15 protein-coding genes and 1 pseudogene are annotated in these 21221 nt (G+C 53.7%); 13 read left to right on the top strand and 3 right to left on the bottom strand.

Annotation, left to right across the window (positions count from 1 at the left end):
• Nucleotides 1-24: 24 nt before the first annotated feature.
• On the top strand, nt 25-1227 hold the full coding sequence (locus HFP08_RS18460; protein WP_168122083.1) for a glycosyltransferase: 1203 nt from the start codon (nt 25-27) through the stop codon (nt 1225-1227).
• A 109-nt stretch (nt 1228-1336) separates the two neighbouring features.
• Here HFP08_RS18460 and wecB read toward each other — a convergent pair whose 3' ends face one another.
• Complete coding sequence (gene wecB / locus HFP08_RS18455) at nt 1337-2419, bottom strand: non-hydrolyzing UDP-N-acetylglucosamine 2-epimerase (protein WP_168122082.1); 1083 nt, start codon at nt 2417-2419, stop codon at nt 1337-1339.
• Nucleotides 2420-2614: 195 nt separating this feature from the next.
• Here wecB and HFP08_RS18450 point away from each other — a divergent pair, with 195 nt between their 5' ends.
• The 4 genes from HFP08_RS18450 to HFP08_RS18435 are packed head-to-tail and all read left to right on the top strand — an operon-like array spanning nt 2615 to nt 6454.
• Complete coding sequence (locus HFP08_RS18450) at nt 2615-3685, top strand: Gfo/Idh/MocA family protein (RefSeq protein WP_168122081.1); 1071 nt, start codon at nt 2615-2617, stop codon at nt 3683-3685.
• Nucleotides 3682-4782 carry a DegT/DnrJ/EryC1/StrS family aminotransferase gene (locus HFP08_RS18445; protein WP_168122080.1) on the top strand — a complete coding sequence of 367 codons (1101 nt, stop codon included), beginning with the start codon at nt 3682-3684 and terminating at the stop codon, nt 4780-4782. Before HFP08_RS18450 ends, HFP08_RS18445 begins: the two co-directional genes overlap by 4 nt.
• Nucleotides 4775-5485 (top strand): acyltransferase, encoded by a 711-nt coding sequence (locus HFP08_RS18440; RefSeq protein ID WP_168122079.1) that lies wholly within the window; start codon nt 4775-4777, stop codon nt 5483-5485. Before HFP08_RS18445 ends, HFP08_RS18440 begins: the two co-directional genes overlap by 8 nt.
• Nucleotides 5486-5512: 27 nt before the next feature.
• Entirely contained in the window at nt 5513-6454 is a 942-nt protein-coding gene (locus HFP08_RS18435; RefSeq protein ID WP_240941558.1) for a glycosyltransferase family protein, read from the top strand.
• A 57-nt stretch (nt 6455-6511) separates the two neighbouring features.
• Here HFP08_RS18435 and HFP08_RS18430 read toward each other — a convergent pair whose 3' ends face one another.
• Nucleotides 6512-7315 (bottom strand): FkbM family methyltransferase, encoded by an 804-nt coding sequence (locus tag HFP08_RS18430; protein ID WP_168122078.1) that lies wholly within the window; start codon nt 7313-7315, stop codon nt 6512-6514.
• A 182-nt stretch (nt 7316-7497) separates the two neighbouring features.
• On the opposite strand from HFP08_RS18430, the gene HFP08_RS18425 reads away from it, so the two are divergent.
• From HFP08_RS18425 to HFP08_RS18405, 5 genes are all read left to right on the top strand, one after another.
• A complete protein-coding gene (locus tag HFP08_RS18425) occupies nt 7498-11385 on the top strand; it encodes a glycosyltransferase family 39 protein (RefSeq protein ID WP_240941556.1) in 3888 nt (1295 codons plus the stop codon).
• A 30-nt stretch (nt 11386-11415) separates the two neighbouring features.
• On the top strand, nt 11416-12447 hold the full coding sequence (locus HFP08_RS18420) for a glycosyltransferase family 2 protein (RefSeq protein WP_168122077.1): 1032 nt from the start codon (nt 11416-11418) through the stop codon (nt 12445-12447).
• Complete coding sequence (locus tag HFP08_RS18415; protein WP_168122076.1) at nt 12440-12895, top strand: GtrA family protein; 456 nt, start codon at nt 12440-12442, stop codon at nt 12893-12895. The genes HFP08_RS18420 and HFP08_RS18415 overlap by 8 nt, the downstream gene beginning before the upstream one ends.
• A complete protein-coding gene (locus HFP08_RS18410; protein ID WP_168122075.1) occupies nt 12892-13599 on the top strand; it encodes a class D sortase in 708 nt (235 codons plus the stop codon). The genes HFP08_RS18415 and HFP08_RS18410 overlap by 4 nt, the downstream gene beginning before the upstream one ends.
• Before the next feature lie 137 nt (nt 13600-13736).
• Nucleotides 13737-13961: a helix-turn-helix domain-containing protein gene (locus HFP08_RS18405; protein ID WP_168122074.1), complete on the top strand. Its 225-nt coding sequence runs from the start codon at nt 13737-13739 to the stop codon at nt 13959-13961.
• 255 nt (nt 13962-14216) lie between these two features.
• On the opposite strand, the pseudogene HFP08_RS18400 reads toward HFP08_RS18405, so the two are convergent.
• A pseudogene (locus HFP08_RS18400) lies at nt 14217-15761 on the bottom strand (catalase); the annotation flags it as partial.
• Between the two features lie 162 nt (nt 15762-15923).
• Between HFP08_RS18400 and HFP08_RS18395 the strand changes: the two are divergent.
• The 3 genes from HFP08_RS18395 to HFP08_RS18385 all read left to right on the top strand — a co-directional run bounded on the left by HFP08_RS18395 (nt 15924) and on the right by HFP08_RS18385 (nt 21220).
• Nucleotides 15924-16592: a tetratricopeptide repeat protein gene (locus HFP08_RS18395; protein WP_168122072.1), complete on the top strand. Its 669-nt coding sequence runs from the start codon at nt 15924-15926 to the stop codon at nt 16590-16592.
• Nucleotides 16593-16706: 114 nt separating this feature from the next.
• Nucleotides 16707-18314 (top strand): SWIM zinc finger family protein, encoded by a 1608-nt coding sequence (locus HFP08_RS18390; protein ID WP_168122071.1) that lies wholly within the window; start codon nt 16707-16709, stop codon nt 18312-18314.
• Nucleotides 18311-21220, top strand: a complete 2910-nt coding sequence (locus tag HFP08_RS18385; RefSeq protein ID WP_168122070.1) for a DEAD/DEAH box helicase — start codon at nt 18311-18313, stop codon at nt 21218-21220. Before HFP08_RS18390 ends, HFP08_RS18385 begins: the two co-directional genes overlap by 4 nt.
• Nucleotide 21221 lies beyond the last annotated feature (1 nt).

Raw genomic sequence — 21221 nt, 5'->3', positions numbered from 1 at the left:
CTATAGGCTGCAGGAGGTGTTGAAATGAAAATTTGCATGCTTATCCGCAAGCATTCGTTCCTTGATGTTCGCGTATTCCAGCGACAAGCGAAATCCCTTGCCGCTTTGGGGCATCAGGTTGTCGTGATGGCGCCTCGCTATAACGGCCAACTGCTGAACATTAACAAGAAGCCGGTTCAAGCAGCCGGCTTCGGCGGATCCGCCTTCGAGCTGGACGGAGTCAGCTTCGCAAGCTATCCTGCAAGACAGCCGAACGCGTATCAAATCGCCAATGTGCAGAAGACAATGCTTCGGGTGACGCAGCAGAGGCAGCCGCTCTACGGCTTCGACGGCCTGCTTCGAAGAGCGCTCTTCACGGATGCGGATGTCTATCATGTGCATGAACCCGATTTGCTGTTCGAAGCGGTTCAACTAAAGCGATTGTTCCAGCAATTGGGCAAGCGTGTAAGCATTGTGTACGACGCCCATGAGCTTGAAGTGGACGCGCCGCTGATGCGCGAGCTGATGCTTGAAGCGGATCATCTCATTACTGTATCGGACAGTATCGCTGCCATATATGAGAAGCGGCATCCCTCGATTCCGATTTCTATTATCTATAATTCTCCGAAAGGGGCGGACAGAAGGTCTCACGCGGAAAGAGATGCTTCCCGTAATCCGCAGCGATTCACGATCGCATACGAGGGCATGCTGACGCTTGACAAGGGAGATCCAAGACGCATTCAATCGATCGTGAACGCTTTGACGGAAGCGGGCGTGGAGGTTCGATTCAAAATCTTCGGTCAATTGAAAATGCCTGCATCCATGGCCCAGAAGAGAATGGAGAATTGGCTACGCCGGGATGGACGCGTCAGTTGTCAATGGGTCGATTACGAGCAGCTTCACAATCAATGGAGAGAAGTGGATATCGGATATATTTATTACGATCTGAGGGCGCCGAACAGGAAGTTTGCGCTTCCAAACAAATTTTTCAGCATGATGAACAACGGCATTCCGATCATCGTGAACGGCGCAAGAGAGATGAGTGATATTGTTCTCTCTCGCGAATGCGGGATCGTGCTCGAGGAAGGCAAGGACTCAGCCGCTCAATATGCGGAGCAACTGCTTCAATTAAGCGGCAACCGCCCGCTGCTCGAGCAGATGGGAGCAAATGCCGTTCGCGCGATGAACGAGAAGTACGGATGGGAGAGAATGGAGGCGAAGCTGAAGGAGATTTATGCCAAGCTCTAAGTTCTCGCAGCGGACATACGCGGACTGTCAGGCGCAGTTAGCTGAACGTCCCGCAACAAGCGGCATCTCGCTCGGTTGAGCGATCATGCCGCTTTGCTGTCCCCTGGGTTCATTGCATCGTGAGCATGTATGCCTCGATAAGCTTCCGAATTCTGCTGGCGGTATTGCCGTCTCCGTACAGGCTTGGAGCTGCAGCCGGCCGCGAGAGAGCAGCGTACGCATCCTGTATGGCTAAGCTTTCTGCGGGCAGGAGTCGGTTCCAGCCCGCGTCAATGGTTTCCACCCACTCTGTTTCTTTGCGAATGGTCAGGCATGGCACGCCAAGCAAGTAAGCCTCCTTCTGCAGTCCGCCTGAATCCGTAATAATAGCCTTGGCATGATGGCATAGACGCAGCATATCCAGATACGGCAGCGGATCGCAAACCCGGATGAAGCCTTTTCGCCCAAGCTGCGCCGTCAGCTTCCATTTCTCAAGGCAGGAAGCGGTTCGTGGATGAAGAGGCAGGATGACAGTATCGCCAAGGCTCGACAATCCTTTTAGAATTTGCTCCATCGCATGAGGAGAGTCCGTATTCTCCGCCCGATGAATCGTGGCGACGCAGTAGCTTCTCGGGGCAAGCTGCATAGTCTCCAGAATGCTGGATTGCTTCAGAGCGATGCCAAGGTTTGCCTGTACGCCGTCAACCATGATATCGCCGACGAGATGGACGCCTTGCTCGATGCCCTCGGCCTTCAATTGGCGAAGGGCTTGGTCTGTAGGACAGAATAAGAGCGAGGAGAGATGGTCGGTCACGACGCGGTTGATCTCCTCCGGCATGGCTCGATTATAGCTTCGCAGACCGGATTCGACATGGGCAATCGGAATATGAAGCTTCGAGGCCGCGAGACTTCCCGCCACGGTGGAATTCGTGTCGCCGTAGACGAGAACGATATCCGGCTTCGCCTGAAGCAGAATCTCTTCTATGCCTTCGAGCATTCTGGCCGTCTGTCGACCGTGGGTCGCAGAGCCTGCGGCGAGCTGGAAGTCGGGGAGGGGCAGTCCGAGCTGCTGGAAGAAGACATCGGACATGCCGCGATCATAATGCTGGCCGGTATGAATAAGAATTTCGCGATGCTTCTCTCTCAGAGTCTTGCTGAGCGGCGCAGCTTTGATGAATTGAGGTCTGGCGCCGACGATCGTGGCTATCTTCATTGCTTGTCAATCTCCTTTCTAATCATCATTAGCATATTCCCGAGCTTATGGTATGGCTCGATACAGTTGTCTATTTCCGACTTTTCCTGGTCTTAACACAGCCTTCGTCCATATCCATCCGCCGCTCACGATCATATACTGATATACAAGATTGCATGATTGGAAGCATAGGATCAAGCCGAAGGGAGACGCGATATGTACCCGCTTAGAATCGCGATAGTCGGATGCGGCTATATCGCCAGGAAGCATATACACGCCTTGCTGCAGCTCGAAGGAGCGGCGACGGTCTCGGCTTTGTGCGATATCGACAAAAACCGAATGGCCAGGTTTGCGGCAGAAAACTGCGAAACGCAATTCCCCGGCGTCCGAATGGTTGAATCCGTGGAAGCGTTGCTTGACGATCCGAATGTGGAGCTGATCGCCATTACGACAAGCAGCGATTCCCACTCAGACCTCGCTGTTCGTGCGTTGAAAGCCGGCAAGCATGTCCTCGTGGAGAAGCCGCTTGCTCTGTCGATCGAGGAGGGGAGGGCGGCAAGAGACTTGGCCGCTGAGACGAACCGCATACTCGCGGTTTCGTTCCAGGCTCGTTATGCGCCCGCTATTCAGGCGATGAAACGCGCGGCGGAGCTTGGCAGGTTCGGCGCGCTCTCGCATGGCGCTGTGTCGATGCGCTGGAATCGCAACGAGTCGTATTATCGGGAAAGCCCCTGGCGCGAGGATTGGAGCAAGGGCGGGGGATTGTTCATGAATCAATGCATTCATTATATCGATCTGCTCAGGTGGCTGATGGGACCTGTCCGTTCCGTATATGCCCAGGGAGAAAGTATCGGGCAATCGATTCGAATCGAGAATACGGGCGCGGTCCAGCTTGGCTTTCAGAGCGGAGCAATCGGCATTATCGAAGCCTCTACCTGCATTTATCCGAGAACGCTCGACACTTCGATTTCGTTATTCGGACAGCGGGGCTCGGCTGTTGTAGGCGGTCCGCAATTAAGTGAGCGGCGGGTATGGCAATTCGAGTCGGAGCAGGATGCGGAGAGCTCGAGCCGGACGGAGAGCGTACAATTGTCGCATGTGCCGCTGTACGAGGATATCCTGGCATGTATACGCACGGGAGGCAAACCTCTGACCGCTGTTGATCTGACGCTGGATACGCATGAAATCGTGCTGGCGGTCTATCAGTCGATGCTGAGCGGCAAAGCCGTGGAGCTTCCCCTTGAGAAATTCGAGATGAATAAGATGAATCGGAGGCATTCAGAGTGAACAAAATCCCCTTAATCGATCTCGGCGCGCAATACAACGAGCTGAAGACGGAAATCAATGAAGCGCTGCGCAGAGTGCTGGAAAGCGGCGTCTATATTGCCGGTCCGGAGGTTGAGGCGCTTGAGCGGGAGATTGCCGTGCTGACGGAGGCCAGATACGCGGTTTCCGTCGCGAACGGAACGGACGCTCTTCTGCTTGCGCTGGAAGCGGCAGGGATCGGTCCCGGCGATGAGGTGATCACAACCGCATATACGTTCTTCGCGACGGCGGAAGCGATAGCGAGAAGAGGGGCAACTCCGGTGTTCGCGGATATTGATGAGAATAGCTATAACCTAAGCCCGGAAGCGGCCGCCGCCAAAATAACGCCAAAAACGAAAGCGATTATTCCCGTTCATCTCTTCGGCCATCCCGCGGATATGGATGCATTCCAAAAGCTTGCCTTGCTGCACAATTTGACAATCATCGAAGACGCTTGCCAAGCGATCGGAGCAACGTACAACAATCGACCGCTTGGAGCGATTGGCGATATGGGCTGCTTCTCTGTCTTCCCGACCAAGAATCTGGGAGGCTTCGGAGACGGAGGCATCGTCGTCACGAATAACGAGAAGCATGCCGAACGGGTGCGTCTGCTCGCCCGCCACGGAAGCAGGAAAAAATATTTTCACGAAACGATTGGCTGCAATTCAAGAATGGACCCCCTTCAAGCTGCTGCGATCAGGGTGAAGCTTGCAAAGCTGCATGAGTGGAATGCGAGAAGAAGGGACGCGGCGTCGTACTATAACCAGGAATTAGCGGGAGCTGCTTTGAAGCTGCCCGCTGCAGCCAGCCATGTGCAGCATGTGTATCATCTGTACGTCTTGCAGCATGATAATCGGGGCAGGCTTGCTGCCGATCTGCGAAAGGAAGGCATAGCGACGGGCCATTATTATCCATGCCCGCTGCATTTGCAGGCCGCTTTCTCGTATCTGGGATACAAGGAAGGAGATTTGCCTGTAACGGAGAGGGCTTGCAAGCTGGCCATCGCTCTACCGTTGTCGCCGCATATGACAAGAAGGCAGCAAAGCTATATTGTCGAGAAGGTGAAGCAATATGGGTAATCGAATAGCGAATACCGCCGTCATCGGTCCAGGCGTGCAGCTTGGCAAGCATGTGACGATCGGCCATTATGCCGTAATACACGAGAATACGCGGATTGGAGACCATGTGACGATTCATGAGCATGCCGTCGTCGGCAAGCTGCCGATGAAAGCCAGTAATTCGGCAACGACAAGGAGCCCCGGCAATCTTCCTGAGGCTGTCATCGGCCCCGGAAGCATCATCGGCACGGGCTCGATCGTCTATCGGGGCGCTTGGCTCGGAAGCGAAGTGTTCGTGGCGGATCTCGCAACCGTTCGCGAGAGAGTAACGGTCGGCGAGCGAACCATCGTAGGCAGAGGCGCCGCGATAGAGAATGATTGCAGCATCGGGGCTCGGTGCAAGCTGGAAACGAACAGCTATATTTGCGCGTTCTCCGAGATTGGAGACGATGTGTTCATCGCGCCTTATGTCGTCACGACGAACGATAATTATTTGGCGCGTTCGAAAGCGAGATTCGGACAGTTCAAAGGCGTGACGATCAAACGGGGCGGAAGAGTCGGCGCCGGCGCAACGATATTGCCGGGGAGAACGATCTTCGAGGACGGCGTTGCCGCTGCAGGCAGCGTGGTGGTCTCGGATGTGCCTCGTCGCATGTTGGTTGTCGGGGTGCCTGCCAGAGTGAAGAGCGAGGTTCCGAAGGAGCAATGGCTGGAGAATCAATAAAATCTAACGACCTAAGGGAGCAGAGCTGTGGAGAAACCGCTAAAGCTGTTAATACTCGCTAAGCGATTTGCCGATACGATGCCGAAGCATCAGCATAAATTCGATATGCTGACCGCGATCGAGCAAGCTGCCGACGTGAGTTATTGGCATAGGGATGGCGATATTCTTGAAATATTGAATGGGCTGGACTTCGAACCCGATGCCATCTTTCATTATGATATTGAATGGCGGAACGCCTTCGCGCCGCAAATTCGAAATCTAGACAAGTGCAAGCTGCTCAAAGCCTGCTTCGTGCTCGACGTTCACTTCGAGCCGGATACGCGCCTTCGGTATTTCAATAGGGACGCGAAGCCGGATATGATCTTCTCCGCGAGCAAATACCCTTTCCTGAACGCGTTCCAGGAATGCGCCTCGCGGTTTCATTGGCTGCCCTTCGGCATTAATCCGTCTGTAATAAGGGATTATCGGGAAGAGAAGAGTATCCGATATTCGCTTACGGGGCTTCTTGAGGAGAAATATCCTTTCCGGCAGGCGGTGCTGAACCGGATGAAGGGCGTGGATGGCTTTGTCCATTTCAAGCATCCCGGTCACCGAACGGCCAGCCGGCCCGGTTTATTCGTGAATGAGAATTACACAAGAGCAATCAACCGATCTCGAATTTCCTTCACCTGCGGCAGCGTATTGCAAATTCCGGTAGCGAAATTTTTCGAAATTCCCGGCTGCCGCAGCTTGATGCTGGCCGAGACGAATCCGGATATCGAGGAGCTCGGTTTTAAAGACGAAGAGCATTTCATCGCATGCGACCGCTCGGACTTCTACGAAAAAGCGTTGCGTTACGACGCGGATGAGGAGGCCCGCGCGAGCTTGACCGATAAAGGCTACGCCTTCATTCAATCAAAGCACACGAATGAAATTCGGGCCGCCGCGTTCATCGACGCGGTCAGAAAGGAACTGTCTCTTCGCGCATAAACGAGGAAGAAGCTCAACCGGCGTCATTTTGCGATGTCCGATGAGCTTCTTTCTCGTTCAATCACATGTCCATTTCTCGTACAGCTCTTCATGGGAGAATAACATAATATCATTGCAGCCCTTATCCTGCTCGAAGAAGGCGGCGGCGCTGCTCAGCAGCGGCGGCCGTAAGCGAGTCAGGCTGCCTTGCTCATCCGGTGCAAAAATGAGAAAACGAGCATGCAGGAAGTCGAGAAAAGCGTCAAGATCAATGCCCTTCGAGCGCAAATAGGCCATATTGAATTCGATGCAGCCGATTGACGATTTGCAATGGTTCAACATACGAGACATGCCTGACAGCGCATTCCATTCGAAGCCTTCGACATCCAGCTTGAATAACAGAACGTCTCTATCGAGCGTTCGTCCGTCCAGAAGCGAATCGATCGTCAGACTCGGAACCTGAATGCGGCGGGAAGCACGATCTCCGAGCGGAAAGCCTGATGAATTGCCAGAGCGCAGAATATCGATGTAGAAAACCGTATCGGGGCTGACGACATCGGATACAAAACCGTGGACGAGCTTAACCTGCTTGCCGTTCGGATGCTTGGCCAGCGATCTTTTCACATACGGAGCCAGCTCCTGATTCGCGTCGATTGCGATGATTTCGGTATGGGGGGGATATGCGGCGGACAACAGGATTTCGCCGTAATTGACGCCGCCGTCAATGATGAGCGTGGGGTGATAGAGTGCCGCTGCTCTTTGCCAGAAACGGACAACCCTGGGTTGGGATAATCCTTTCCGCATAATCAAGCTTCTGCCTTTCTGGTCGTGGGGATTAATGAACATGGAATGTCCGGTTCCCGGTATGATTAGTTCCAGCATGTTAAACCTCCTTGTTTTCTCCTAGTTTATTCGAGCCGCGACCGCTATGAAACGGATGCATATCCATTTTCCATGCAATCGGTTCGGCGCCGCATGGCGCGATTGGCATTGACCTGGGAAGCCGCATTCGATAAAGTGAATATGTATTGAATTACCTGCGGATGAAGGGGATTGTTAAGACGATGAAAATAGTTGGCAAGGTGAAACGGCTGCTGCCGTCCACTGGCGGCGCTGCGCTGCGGATCGCTCTTGTACTGTGCGCGCTACTGATGACCGGATCGGGCTATGCGGCATCCGCAGTGTCGGCAGCGGGAAACCTGCTGTCGAACGGTGATTTCGAGCAGACATCAAGCGGCGTGCCTGCAGGGTGGACGACAGAGAGATGGTATGCGGATAACGGCGTCACTTCCTTCTCCGTGGAGCAAGGCAACGACTACTCAGGCAAGCAATCGGCCGTTATAGACAATCATTCGGATAATCACGCAAGGCTGTTGCAGAAGATTACCGTTAATGGGAACAGCATTTACCGCATTTCGGGATACATACGAACTGAGGGCATTGACAATAGCGGGGAAGGCGCGCATCTTTCCGTGGAAGGCGTGGCCGCCTATTATCCGCAAGTGTACGATACGCAGGGCGAGTGGGCGTATTCCGTATTCTATGGCAAAACAGGCAAGGATCAGAAGGAAATGACGATAGCGCTCAACGTGGGCGGATACGGAAGCTTGAACGCGGGTAAAGCCTGGTTCGATTCCGTCGCTGCGGAGCAGGTTGACAGCGCGCCGGAAGGCGTCGAGGTCATTCCGCTGACTCTCTCGACCGTTGGAAACGCTTCGAGCGACGAGGCGCCGCATAAGGTTTCGATTCTTACTATGCTCATCATGCTGAGCTTGTTCTCGCTTCTCTATCTCATTGCGCATCGCTACCTGTTCAGGGATCGGGAATGGCTGAAGCGGGATAAGTCGGCGCTTCCGCTTATGCTTGCGCTTGCCATCCTGGCGGGACTCGGAATACGTCTTTGGCTTGCAATTACGCATGGGGGCTACAAGACGGATATTAATCTGTTCATCTATTGGTCCGAACGCGCGGTGGACGGAGGACTTCGCAACTTCTATCACTCCGATTTCTTCGTGGATTATCCGCCGGGTTATATCTATATTCTCTATGTTCTTGGCGCGATCAAATCGTGGCTGGACTGGGGAGCGCAGGAGGGGCATACGATTCTGCTGTACAAGCTGCCCGCGATCGTCGCCGATATGATCGCGGCCGGCGTTCTTTTCCGGGCAGCGAGCAAGAAGCTGGGACCCGCCATCGGACTTGGAGCCGCAGCGCTCTATCTCTTCAATCCGGCAGTCATAATGGATTCCGCCTCATGGGGACAGGTCGACGGCATATTCGCATTGATGCTCGTGCTGTCCATAACCGCGCTGGCGGATCGAAGGATCGCGGGCGCTTCGATCTGGTTTGCGATCGCGGTGCTCATTAAGCCTCAAGCGTTCATCTTCATGCCGGTGCTGCTGCTTGCCCTGCTTCATCTCAGAAGCTGGAGGCAGGTCGCGGTCAGCGCGTTTTACGGCTTTGCGACCTTCTTTCTGCTTGCGCTGCCGTTCTTCTGGGGAAGCGGAGGACTTGGCGGACTGTACGACCTCTATAAGGGGACGCTCTCCTCTTATCCATACGCAACGTTGAACGCCTTCAATCTGTATGCGCTTCTTGGAGCCAATTGGAGCGTGATCGAGACGCGCTGGCTGTTCATGAGCTATCAGGCTTGGGGATACTTGTTCGTAGCCGCTGCGACGGGACTGTCTGTCTTGTACTCGCTCATTCGAAGCCGGGAGGGCGGCAAGCCTAATGGCCAGGGAACAGGCGGGACGGATCGCTCCTTCTTCATCGCGGCGCTGCTCATCAGCTTTGTGTTCATCTGCGTGACGAAGATGCATGAACGCTATATGTTTCCCGTGCTGCTCCTCTCCCTGTTTGCTTTTCTGCAAACAGCGGACCGCAGGCTGCTGCGAGTGTTCTACGGCTTCACGATTACGAATTTCATCAATATGGGCTATGTGCTTGCCTTCAGCGAGTTCACGACCGATGTGAAGGGCGACGGGGTGGTGTTCCTCTGCGCAATTGCCAATATAGGTCTGCTGCTCTATATGATTTATCTCGGATTCGACCTCTACGCGAGGGGACGCCGGCAGTCGCTTAGCGTCATATTGCCGGAGGATAAGAGGGCGGAGGACGAGAGGAGGCTTGCGGACTTTGCTGTTCGCGACAACCTTGAGGAGAGACCGCGATTCATTCGATTGTCGCGCAAGGAATGGACGCTGCTTGGCTCCATCATACTTGTCTATTCGATTGTCGCGATTTACCATCTGGGCTCCATGAAAGAACCGGTGACGGATTGGCAGCCTTCCTCCAGCGGCGACAGCTTCTATGTCGATCTCGGCGAGGTGAAATCACTTGACCGGATTACAAGCTACGGGGGAGTCGGGACCGGGAAGTTCAAATATGAATTCGGGCTCTCTCCGGGTCAGTGGACGGATCCCGTTGAGATCGACAGCAATCATGTAGCCGTATTTTCCTGGAAGGCTCAGGATGTAAGCGTTCAGGCGAGGTATGTGAAGCTGACGGTCCAGCAGAGAGGCTTCTCGATTAACGAGCTTGGCATTTACGAGGCCGGCAGCAAGACGCCTTTGCCAATCAAGGAGATTGTGACGAACGAGAAGAACGAGCCGACCAGAGGAACCGTCGACAACGTGTTCGATGAACAGAATTTGATGCAATATCAGCAATCCTATACGCATGGCAGCTATTTCGACGAGATCTATCACGCGCGCACCGCCTACGAGAATATCGAAGGCATTGTCGCGTACGAGAATACGCATCCGCCGCTCGGCAAGCTGATCATCGCGCTTGGCATCAAGCTGTTCGGTCTGAATCCATTCGGCTGGCGCATCGCGGGAACCGTGTTCGGCATCGTCATGCTGCCGATAATGTACATGATGGCGCGAAGAATGTTCGGCCAGCCGAAATACGCTCTTTTCGCTACGGGATTGCTCGCCGTTGATTTCATGCATTTCGCGCAGACGCGCATTGCGACGATTGATGTTTATGGTGTTTTCTTCATCATGTTAATGTTCTATTTCATGCATAAATATGTATCGATGAGCTTCTACCGCGAGAAGCTAACGACAACGCTGATTCCGCTCGGGATGGCAGGGCTGTTCTTCGGCCTGGGAGCCGCATCGAAGTGGATTGCCATCTACGGCGGGGCGGGGCTGGCGGTCATGCTGTTCTGGTCGCTCGGCCAGCGGTACATGGAATATCGCGCAGCCAAGAGATGGCTGAGGCTGGAGGATGATGTCAGGGAGCGAATGGACGAGGAGGCGCTCCACCGCATGGTAAGGACATTTCCGAAGCATGCTGTCTCCACCTTGGCAGCCTGTCTGCTCTTCTATATCGCCATTCCCGGCTCCATCTACGCGCTCGCCTATATTCCGATATTGTCGGTGATGGACGGAGGATATTCGTGGAAGGCGCTCGTCGATTATCAAGTGCATATGTACGAATACCACGCCAACCTGGTGGCGACGCATCCGTTCGCCTCCTCCTGGTGGGAATGGCCGTTCATGAAACGACCCGTCTGGTACTATTCCGGGAAGGAATTGGCGTCCGGCATGAAATCGACGATTGTGGCGATGGGCAATCCGCTCATTTGGTGGACGGGGATATTCACGCTGCTGGCTTCCCTCGTCATTAGCCTGAAGCGCAGAGACAAGGGAGTCTACATGCTGTGGATCGCTTATTTCTCGCAATATATTCCTTGGATGCTGGTGCCCAGGGAAACGTTCCTGTATCATTATTTTGCAATGGTGCCGTTCATGATCTTGAGCATCGTGTATATCTTCAAATGCATGGAGGACGTTAATCCGAAATACGCCAGATTGCGATATCTCTATATGACAGTCGCGACACTCATGTTCGTCCTGTTCTATCCGGCAATCTCCGGCTTCGAGGTGCCGGCGCGATATGTGAATATCGTCTTAAGATGGTTCCCGAGCTGGGTATTCTAGGTATTCTAATGAATCAGAAGGAGATCATTCATGACAGCTTCCATAAAGTACAGCGTTATTGTTCCGATGTATAACGAAGAAGCGGTGATCGAGCATACCTATGACCGGCTCAAGCAGGTGATGGATTGCACGGAAGCCGGCTACGAGCTCATATTCGTCAATGACGGCAGCAAGGATCGGACAGTCGAGCTTGTGACGATGATAGCCGACTTCGATCCCCATGTTCGCCTGCTCGATTTCTCGCGCAACTTCGGCCATCAGATTGCGATTTCCGCAGGAATGGATTATGCGGGGGGAGAAGCGATTATCGTTATTGACGCGGATCTTCAGGACCCTCCCGAGGTTATTCTCGCCATGATTGAGAAATGGAAGGAAGGCTTCGAGGTCGTATACGGGCGCAGACTCGAGCGCAAGGGCGAGACGATCTTCAAGAAAGTGACGGCCAAAGCGTTCTATCGCGTGCTGAGAAGCATGACTACAATCGATATTCCGCTGGATACGGGAGACTTCCGCTTGATCGACCGCAAGGTATGCGATGTGCTGCGCGGGCTGAAGGAGAAAAATAGGTTCGTGAGGGGACTTATCAGCTGGATCGGCTTCAAGCAGACGAGCGTGGAATATGTGAGGGAGGAGCGCTTCGCCGGCGAGACGAAGTATCCGCTGAAGAAAATGGTCGGCTTCGCGCTCGACGGCATTACCTCCTTCTCCTACAAGCCGCTGAAAATCGCGGGATATCTCGGCTTCTTCCTGTCCTTCGGAAGCTTTATATACTTGCTTGTCGTCTTATTCCAGCGCTTGTTCACGGATACGACGAAAGCCGGCTGGGCCTCGATGATGGCGATTATTCTGTTGTTCAACGGCATCATACTGCTGCTGCTCGGCGTTATCGGCGAATATATCGGAAGAATCTATGATGAATCCAAGGATCGGCCGCTCTATATCCTTCGCGAGACGAAGGGCTACCCCATCGACGGGGAAGATGCGGCAAGAGAAGGAGACGGCAGCAACCCACACAACGGAGAGAAGAGAGAGAAGACGAAGCAGGATCGGAAATATGTCTAGCATGCGAAATCGACCCCATTTGCTTCAATTTATCGCGTTCGGTTTCATAGGCGTCTTGAATACAAGCGTTGATTTTACTGTTTTCGCATTGCTCAATTGGCTTTCCGTGCATTATGCTGTTGCTCAGGTTTGCGGATACAGCGCCGGCATGCTGAACAGTTATCTGCTCAATAGCAGCATCACGTTCCGAAGGAAGGTCGCAAAGGACGTTGTTTCGGTCAAGCGGAGATCGATGGATTATAAGCAGGCGCTGCGTTTCTTGCTCTGGAATCTGATGATGCTGGCATTATCCGTGGCGCTGCTGGCGGCAGTCGCTCAGTGGCTTGCTATTCGGCCGCTTCTTGCCAAGGCCGTCATTACGGTTCTTATCGTATTCGTTAATTTCTATGGAAGCAAGAAGTGGGTATTCGCTGGCGGAAAAGCAGTGGAAACGGGGGGAGTGGAATGAGAAAAGCGATAGCTGTTGTATTGGTGGTTGCAGGCATTATGATTTTGGCCTATCCGAAGCTGAACGCTTGGCATAACGAGCGAGAGCAGGCGAAGCTTCTGTCGGCTTGGGACGAGGAAATGTCGGGCAGTCTCGCGGAGCAGGAGGCGCTCGATCAGTACGAGGGATTAACGAACCTGTTCGAGGATGAAGCGGCGGCCGGGAGTGACGCGTGGGGCGAAGACGCTTTGACGCCGTCCGTGACAGAGCCGGCAGGCTCGCCTTCGCCCCAGGCTTCGGCTCCTGCTCCGACGAACACGGTCGCGAAGCCGAGCGCGATAGCCTCGCTGAAAATTCCCAAGATCGATCTGACGCTGCCCGTTCTCGAGGGAGCGACCGCCTCGAATATGAACCATGCCGCCGTGCATCTATCGGAGACGGCTGCGATTGGCAAAGTCGGCAATACGGCGATCGCCGCGCATCGAATGAAGAAGCGCGGCAGTCTGTTCAATCGCTTGAACGAGGTTGAAGTCGGCGATTCCATTACGCTCGAGACGAAGAAAGGCAAGTTTACTTATACGGTGTATGAAGTATTGATTGTCGATCCGACTGACGTGTCCGTGTTGAATTACAACAAGACCGACAAGCTCTTGACGCTCATTACATGCGATCCGCTAGTCAATCCGACGCATCGCCTCATCGTACATGCGGAGATGGATGAATAAATGAAGCGGAATTCGGTCTAATGTGCCCAAATTCCGCATAGACAGCACCACTTGCTCCCCCCCTTCATATGATAAGTTGACTGTATCCCTAGACCTTGTTATACCATAAAAACCCGAGCAAGGAGGGGTGACAAACTTTGAAGGGAAGCGACCATAAGAGCAAGTTTTTATTGACGCATCGTGAACGAGAGGTATTCGAGCTGTTGGTGCAGGATAAAACAACAAGAGATATTGCTGGACAGCTATTTATCAGCGAGAAAACCGTTCGCAACCATATTTCGAATGTAATGCAAAAACTGAACGTCAAAGGTCGTTCGCAAGCGGTTGTCGAGCTAATTAAGCTTGGGGAGTTGCAAATTTAACCCAATCAACCGGATGCCAAGCCGGATTTTCATTCCTGATTGTCAGGGTGACAGCCTTTTACATGCAAGAAAGATGGATTGTATGAAGACAGCATGTTATGATGCTGTCTTTTTCGTCGATATTGTAGAATTCATCGCGTATATAATCAAAACAGACCGAAGTGATTTTGCCCAACATCGCTTGGTCTGTTTTTAAATTTGACCTTCAAGGTTTCAAAACTCATCTTAGACTACCTCAATTGATTACCGGAACCGTCAGTATCCGTCCGTCGAATGCCCCAGTTCCTCGGCGGCCTCCATACCCTGGTTGGCGGCAGGGGTGCCCACATGCTCCATGGGAGAGGATTCCGACATGGCCCGAAGATCCTCCGACACTCGCTTCCCATAATCCGAATCGGCTTCCGTGAAATACTGCACCATCTTATCTTGAATATACGAGGTGCAGGTTGCCAAGGCTTCGACCAGATTGGAGATGAGCTCGTCTCGCTCCCATGCTTCCAGCTGCCGATAGGTCTCTCCAGCCTGCTTGAAATTGTTCTGACGCTCGATCGGTGCGCGAGTCAGCTTGGCGTGATACTGAGGTTCATAGGCTGTCCCAGAAGGTAAGGCCTCGCTCAAGCCGCCAAGCGAAGAGGGCTCATAGTTGACATGCGGATTCTGACCGTCGGCGATATCGATTCTGTAGGCCATGTTGCCGTCGCGTTGATTGGTGTTCACCTTCGTCTTCGGCGCGTTGATCGGCAGCTGCAGATAGTTGCTTCCAACGCGGTAACGCTGCGTGTCGGAATAGGAAAGGGTGCGGCCCTGAAGCATTTTGTCATCGGAGAAATCGAGTCCGTCAACCAAGACGCCCGTCCCGAAAGCGGCTTGCTCGACCTCGGCGAAGTAATTGTCGGGATTCCTGTCGAGCACCATCTTGCCAACGGGATACATGGGGAAACGATCTTCCGGCCAAAGCTTGGTGTCGTCCAGCGGATCGAAATCGAGCTCAGGATGCTCATCGTCGCTCATCCATTGCACCTGAAGCTCCCATGCCGGAAAATCTCCCTTCTCAATCGCTTCATATAAATCCTGAGTCGCGTGATTGAAATTTTTCGCTTGAAGCTGTTCGGCTTCCCTTTGCGTCAGATTGCGAATGCCTTGCAGCGGCTCCCAGTGGTATTTCACTAGTATCGCCTTGCCGTCAGCATTCACCCACTTGTAGGTATTCACGCCAGAGCCTTGCATCTGCCGATAATTCGCGGGAATTCCCCACGGCGAGAACAGGAACGTAATCATATGCGTCGCTTCAGGAGACTGGGACACGAAGTCGAAGAAGCGCTTCATGCTTTGCACGTTCGTGACGGGATCGGGCTTGAACGCATGCACCATATCCGGGAATTTCATGGCGTCCCGAATGAAAAAGATTTTCAGGTTATTGCCCACCAAATCCCAATTGCCGTCCTCTGTGTAAAACTTGGTCGCGAAGCCTCGCGGATCCCGTAACGTTTCGGGGGAATGCGTCCCGTGAATAACGGTGGAGAACCTCACGAATACCGGCGTGCGCTTGCCCTTCTCCTGAAAGAGCTTCGCCCTGGTGTAAGCGGAAATCGGCTCGCCGCCCAGCTCTCCGTAGGCTTCGAAGTAACCGTGCGCTCCGGCTCCTCGGCCGTGAACGACTCTCTCCGGCACTCTCTCGCGGTCGAAATGCGATATTTTCTCAATGAAATGATAATTTTCCAGCGTGGACGGCCCTCGGCTGCCTACTGTCCGAATATTCTGGTTATCGGTTACGGGGTGGCCCTGGCGAGTAGTCAAGCTTGCTGAGGAGGAGTTCTTGGTGTGTTTATCCGAATTCATGGAATAACGCTCCTTTGTGCGATTTTGGCAAAGATCTCACGTTATTATGATCAATTTCCAAATTAATCATGCTACAATGGAAGAAAGACAGAGAAAGAAACAATTGTAATCATGGAGGAATTTATGCTTAAATTCGGTATCTTGTTTTTGATTCTGAACAGGCTGCTCGGCAATCCCATTCTGGCGATTATTGTCGTGCTTGTCCTGCTGTATGTGCTTGATCGGCGGTTTGTCGGGCTCACCCCAAGCATCTTGAAGCCGCTCAAAAAAGGAAAACGGATTCGCGCGCTGAAGGACCAAATCGAGAATTCGCCCAATCTCGTATCCGCCAAGCAGGAGCTTGCGCGCCTGCTCATTGAGCGCAAGAAGTTTAAGGAAGCGCTGAAGCTGCTGGAGCCGCTGCAAGAGGTGCTGGAGGATTCGGCGGAATTCTGGGATGATCTGGGGCATTGCTGCTGGAAGCTTGGCGACAGGGATCGCGGCAATCGCTTCATGCTTCGAGCGTTGGAGCTCAATCCGAGAGTGAAATACGGCGAGCCGTATTTGCGACTGGCAGTGATGCACGCGCAGAAGGACAAAGAACTGGCGCTGACGTATTTGAGCGCCTTCCAAGAGCTGCAATCCTCTTCCTGCGAAGCCTATTACAGGCTGGCCGACATTTATAAATCAATGCAAAGAGAGCAGGAAGCGAAAGCCGCGGCTGAAGAGGGATTGCGCATGTACCGAAGTCTTCCCCGTTACAGGAAGCGCGCCGAGAGAGGCTGGGCGCTCCGGCTTCTGCTTCGCAAATAGCAGATGGACTCTTGCGCTTCTGTTTGATCAATGACTTACGCCCGAATCGATTCGTCGTTTGGGCCTTTTTTTGATATACTAGTCATTATGCGATTTTCTTCGGAAGGGAAGCGGGTGAAGGTGAGCATGCGTCTTATGGAGAAGCTGCAAAGCACGCTTGAACAGCAGATCGGCGAACAGATTTCCAGCACGATCGTGAAGCGTGGATGGAATTATTATCGGAACGGCAATGTTCAGAAGGCGGAGGCGACCATGCATCATACGCTTACGGGCATTGTGCGCGGTTCGGATGTCTATGCGATTGTCATTGATGCGGAGCATTTCAAATTTAGCCATTGCACATGTCCGTTCGGCGGCTTCTGCAAGCATATGGCTGCGGTGTTCTTCCAATATTGCGACAATTATGAGGGCGGTTTTGCGCAAGCGGAACGCGCCTACTTTCGTATATTAGGTCTCCTTCCGGCGAGCGAGCTGATGAATCGGGGCGCGAAGGAGGCTGCGGCGCAGGAACAAGCAGAGGAGCAAGGAACTGGCTCAGGAGACGGCGCCGAGCAATGGCTGAGCTGGATGGAAGCCGAATATGGAGACAGCTGGAAGAAATGCCGCCATTCGCTGCATGCGCTGCAGCCGGTCCTATCCAGCTTGAAGGGATTATCAAGGGATTGGGACAAGAGACTGCAGCGGCTGCACTGGATAACGGGAATCTTATTCGTGCTTGAGCAGGCCGAGCATGCGATCAACTCCGTCGACAGCTTCAGCCGCTATTATCATGAAATTTCGTTCCAGAGAATGGCGGAGCCATGGCTGGAGCATGCGATTACACTCGTGAATGAGCTGGAGCCCGAGGGAATGGAAGAACTCGAACTGAGCGCTGTTCCTGCCATTACCGCATTCGCCAAGAGAAGAGCTCTGCTGTCTGACAAACAGCTCTTCGAATGGGGAGAAATCTATATCGCGTTATGCGAGAAGCTGTCCAGCAACAAAGCGTGGTTCGAGAATGAACGGAGTCAATTGAATGAGGAATATCGCGAAGCGAGAAGCGAGGAACGGGACGCTTCTTTTTATACAATTGTGCTTGCTATGCTAAGCTTCTACGACGAGCGTGATTTGGATGCGATACGCTTCTTCTCCGATTGTCCCTTCGATCGCTGCCAGCGATTGATCTATCCCTGTGCCGCGCAGCGGATGGAAGAGGGAAAGTGGGCGCTCGCAGAGCAGTGGATGAGCTTCCTGTACGAGCGCGTTTACGCCAACCGAAATTTTCGGAATATCGGTCCGTTTATGGCGCTTTGCCGCAAAGCCGACGAGGATAAGGGGGAACAGCCCGTATGGATGACATATATGACAGAGCTCCTGCCTTACTCGTATTCGGAGCTCTCCGAGCATTGGCTTTCCAAGAAGCAATATCCGCAGTGGGCGGATTTGCAATTGCTAATCGGCATTAAGCCGGAGGATATTCAAGCAACCGAGCTTCGCGAGGCGGCCAAAGCCGCTCCGCACGCTTTGATGCCGCTCTATCATCAAGCCGTTGAAGCGGCGATTCAATCGCGCAACAGGCAGGGCTACCGTATGGCGGTGAAGCATCTGAAGAAGCTGGAGAAGCTCTATAAGACCGCGAAGGAAACGCATAAATGGCAGGTCTATCTTAATGGACTGACGGTGAAACATCAGCGTCTTAGAGCGTTGCAGGAAGAGCTGTGGAAAGGGAAGCTGGTCACATGAGGGGATTAACGAACATTCGAAGTCTCAAGGTAGACGGACATTGGTCGCAGGAGGAGAATCGTTCCTGCCTGGTCTTGTTCGGGGACGATCAGTCAGAGCTGTCCGAAGGCAGACTTCGTTCTTTGCTGTTCGGCTGGCATAAAGCCAGTTGGTACGGAACGGAGGTAGAGGAGGATCGAAGAGGGGGCGTCAGCTTTCTTAGGCTGACGCCTCTGCAAGCCGTTGACTATATGTGGAGTCCAGCGCATGTTCAGCTATTGCAGATCAAATGGTCCGAAAGATTATCCGTGCTCATGCGGGCGGCGGCGATCATGCGGGCGGCAATGATAGAAGGCTGGTTCTTGCCTGATTGGAGCAAATGGTCAGAGGAGGAGCGCGGCTGGAAGCTTGCGTTCCCGAAGGAGCGGGAGGAGCTCTCCGAGCAGTGGGAGACTGTGCTTCTGGCGGCGAGGGAGCACGGAGACGCGAATATCGATGCATGGCTCGGCGCTGCGATCGAAGAGATCATGAGCGTCAATCCGGACGCTGCGAAGGCTTGGCAGGCGATAGGCGCCAAGGCTGGAGATGGCGTGCTCAGACATAAGGGCGGGGATGAAGAGGAGTGGCTGATCGCCATTGGCCTCGAGAAGGATACGCTGCCGTTCCGTATCGCGCTGCAATTAACCGAGCCTCAGGAAGAGACGGGCTGGGAGCTGCACAGGGCCATTCAAGACCGGGAAGGCGGAAGCTGGATGCGGCTGCAGCAGCGACAAGAGGACGAAGCTTTCTTCTTGCTGGAGAAGAGCGGGGAGGAAGCGGCCGCGATTCCCGAGGGCTGGCAGCCGCTGCTTCCAGAGAAGCTCCAGAAGGAAACGGCGAAATGGCTGCTGCTGCTCCCTCATTTGGAAGACGGTCCTCAGCACAAGCAACTGAGGGAGAAGCTCACCGAGCAAGAGGCTTGGGAGTTTCTCGAGAAGGGAAGCATCAAGCTTCTCGAAGCAGGCAGCGCCGTGCTGCTTCCCGCGTGGTGGGAAGCCGTTCGTTCCCGCAAGCTGCGGTTGAAGGCGAAGCTGAAATCATCCGTGGGCTCATCGGCTCAGCCGATGTTCGGTTTAAACCAGATCATGCAATTCGACTGGAAGCTTGCCCTTGGCAATCTGGATTTGACGGAGTCGCAATTTCTTCAGATGGCGGAGGAGAACAAGCGCCTCTTCCGAGTCGGGGAGGAATGGGTGCATCTGGACCCGAAGGATGTGGCCCAAATCAAGGAATGGATGAAGCGCGTTGGGAAGCGGAAAGGCTTGTCCTTCCGCGATGTGCTGGAGATGCATCTGCGGGGAGGCTCCGAGCTTGATATAAGCGGAGATCTCGATGCGGATCTGCAAGCGGAGGTCGAGCTTAACGAGCATTTGACGGCTTGGCTCCAGAAGCTGCAGCATATCTCGCAAATTCCGCTGATCGATCCGCCGGCCAGCTTTCTCGGAGAACTGCGTCCCTATCAGCAGCAAGGGCTGTCATGGATGCTGTTCCTCAGACAATTCGGCCTCGGCGGCGTGCTGGCCGATGACATGGGGCTCGGCAAGACGATTCAATTCATGGCTTATCTCATCTGCATGAAGGAAGCGTGCTTGGAAGAAGGTCCGTCTCTGCTGATCTGCCCAACCTCAGTCATCGGGAACTGGGAGAAGGAGCTGGCGAAATTCGCGCCCAGCTTGAAGGTTCTGCTGCATTATGGAAGCAAGCGCCTGAAGGGAGAAGAGCTTCGCGACGACGTGCAGCCATACGATCTAGTCATTACCTCGTATTCGCTCGCTCAGCTTGACGAGGAGGATCTCTGCGCGATCGATTGGAACGCCTTATGTTTGGATGAAGCCCAGAATATTAAAAATGTGTATACGAAGCAATCGGGCGCGATCCGAAGATTATCCGCGAAGCACAGACTTGCCTTGACGGGCACGCCGATGGAGAACAGACTGACGGAGCTATGGTCGATCTATGATTTTATCAATCCGGGCTATCTGGGAAGCTTGCATGATTTCCGCAAGGCGGTCGTCGCGCCGATCGAGCGATCCCGAGACGAGAAGCTGATACAAGGGTTGCAGAGCTGGGTCAAGCCGTTCATGCTGCGAAGGGTGAAGAAGGATCCTGCGATACAACTGTCCCTACCTGACAAGATCGAGTCGAAGAGCTATATGAATCTAACGGCTGAGCAAGGCGCATTATATGAGAATACGGTCTCGGATTTGATGGAGAAGCTGGACACGCTGGGAGCGATGCAGAGAAGAGGCCTGATCCTGGCGACCTTGACCAAGCTGAAGCAGCTTTGCGATCATCCCGCGCTAATGCTCCATGAGGACGATGCCGCCTCTTGGACTCTGGACAGATCGGGCAAGATGGCCAGATTGCTGGAGATGTGCGAGGAAATCGCGGCGGAAGGCGAGCGCTGCCTGATCTTCACGCAATATGTGGAGATGGGGAGCAGACTTCAGGCGATGCTGGAGCGGGAATTGGGCATGCCCGTTCCCTATCTGCATGGAGGTGTTCCGAAGGGCAAGAGGGATGAGATGATCACTCGCTTTCAGTCCGAGGCGGAGCCATGCCCGGCCTTCGTGCTCTCGCTTAAGGCTGGCGGCACGGGGCTTAATCTTACCGCCGCCAATCACGTCTTCCACTTCGACCGTTGGTGGAATCCGGCTGTCGAGAATCAAGCCACCGATCGTGCGTTCCGCATCGGGCAGACGAAGCAGGTGCAGGTGCATAAGTTCATCACGCTTGGCACTCTGGAAGAGAAGATCGACGAGATGATCGAAAGCAAGCAATCGCTCAATGAACAGGTTGTCGGCCAATCCGACAACTGGATTACGGAGCTGAATACAGATGAGCTGAGAGAGCTGTTCGCGCTGCGGGACGGCTGGCTGAAAGGATGAT

This window comes from Paenibacillus sp. HB172176, assembly GCF_011947265.1.
Taxonomy (GTDB): domain Bacteria; phylum Bacillota; class Bacilli; order Paenibacillales; family Paenibacillaceae; genus Pristimantibacillus.
This window is presented reverse-complemented; position numbering and strand designations above follow the sequence as displayed.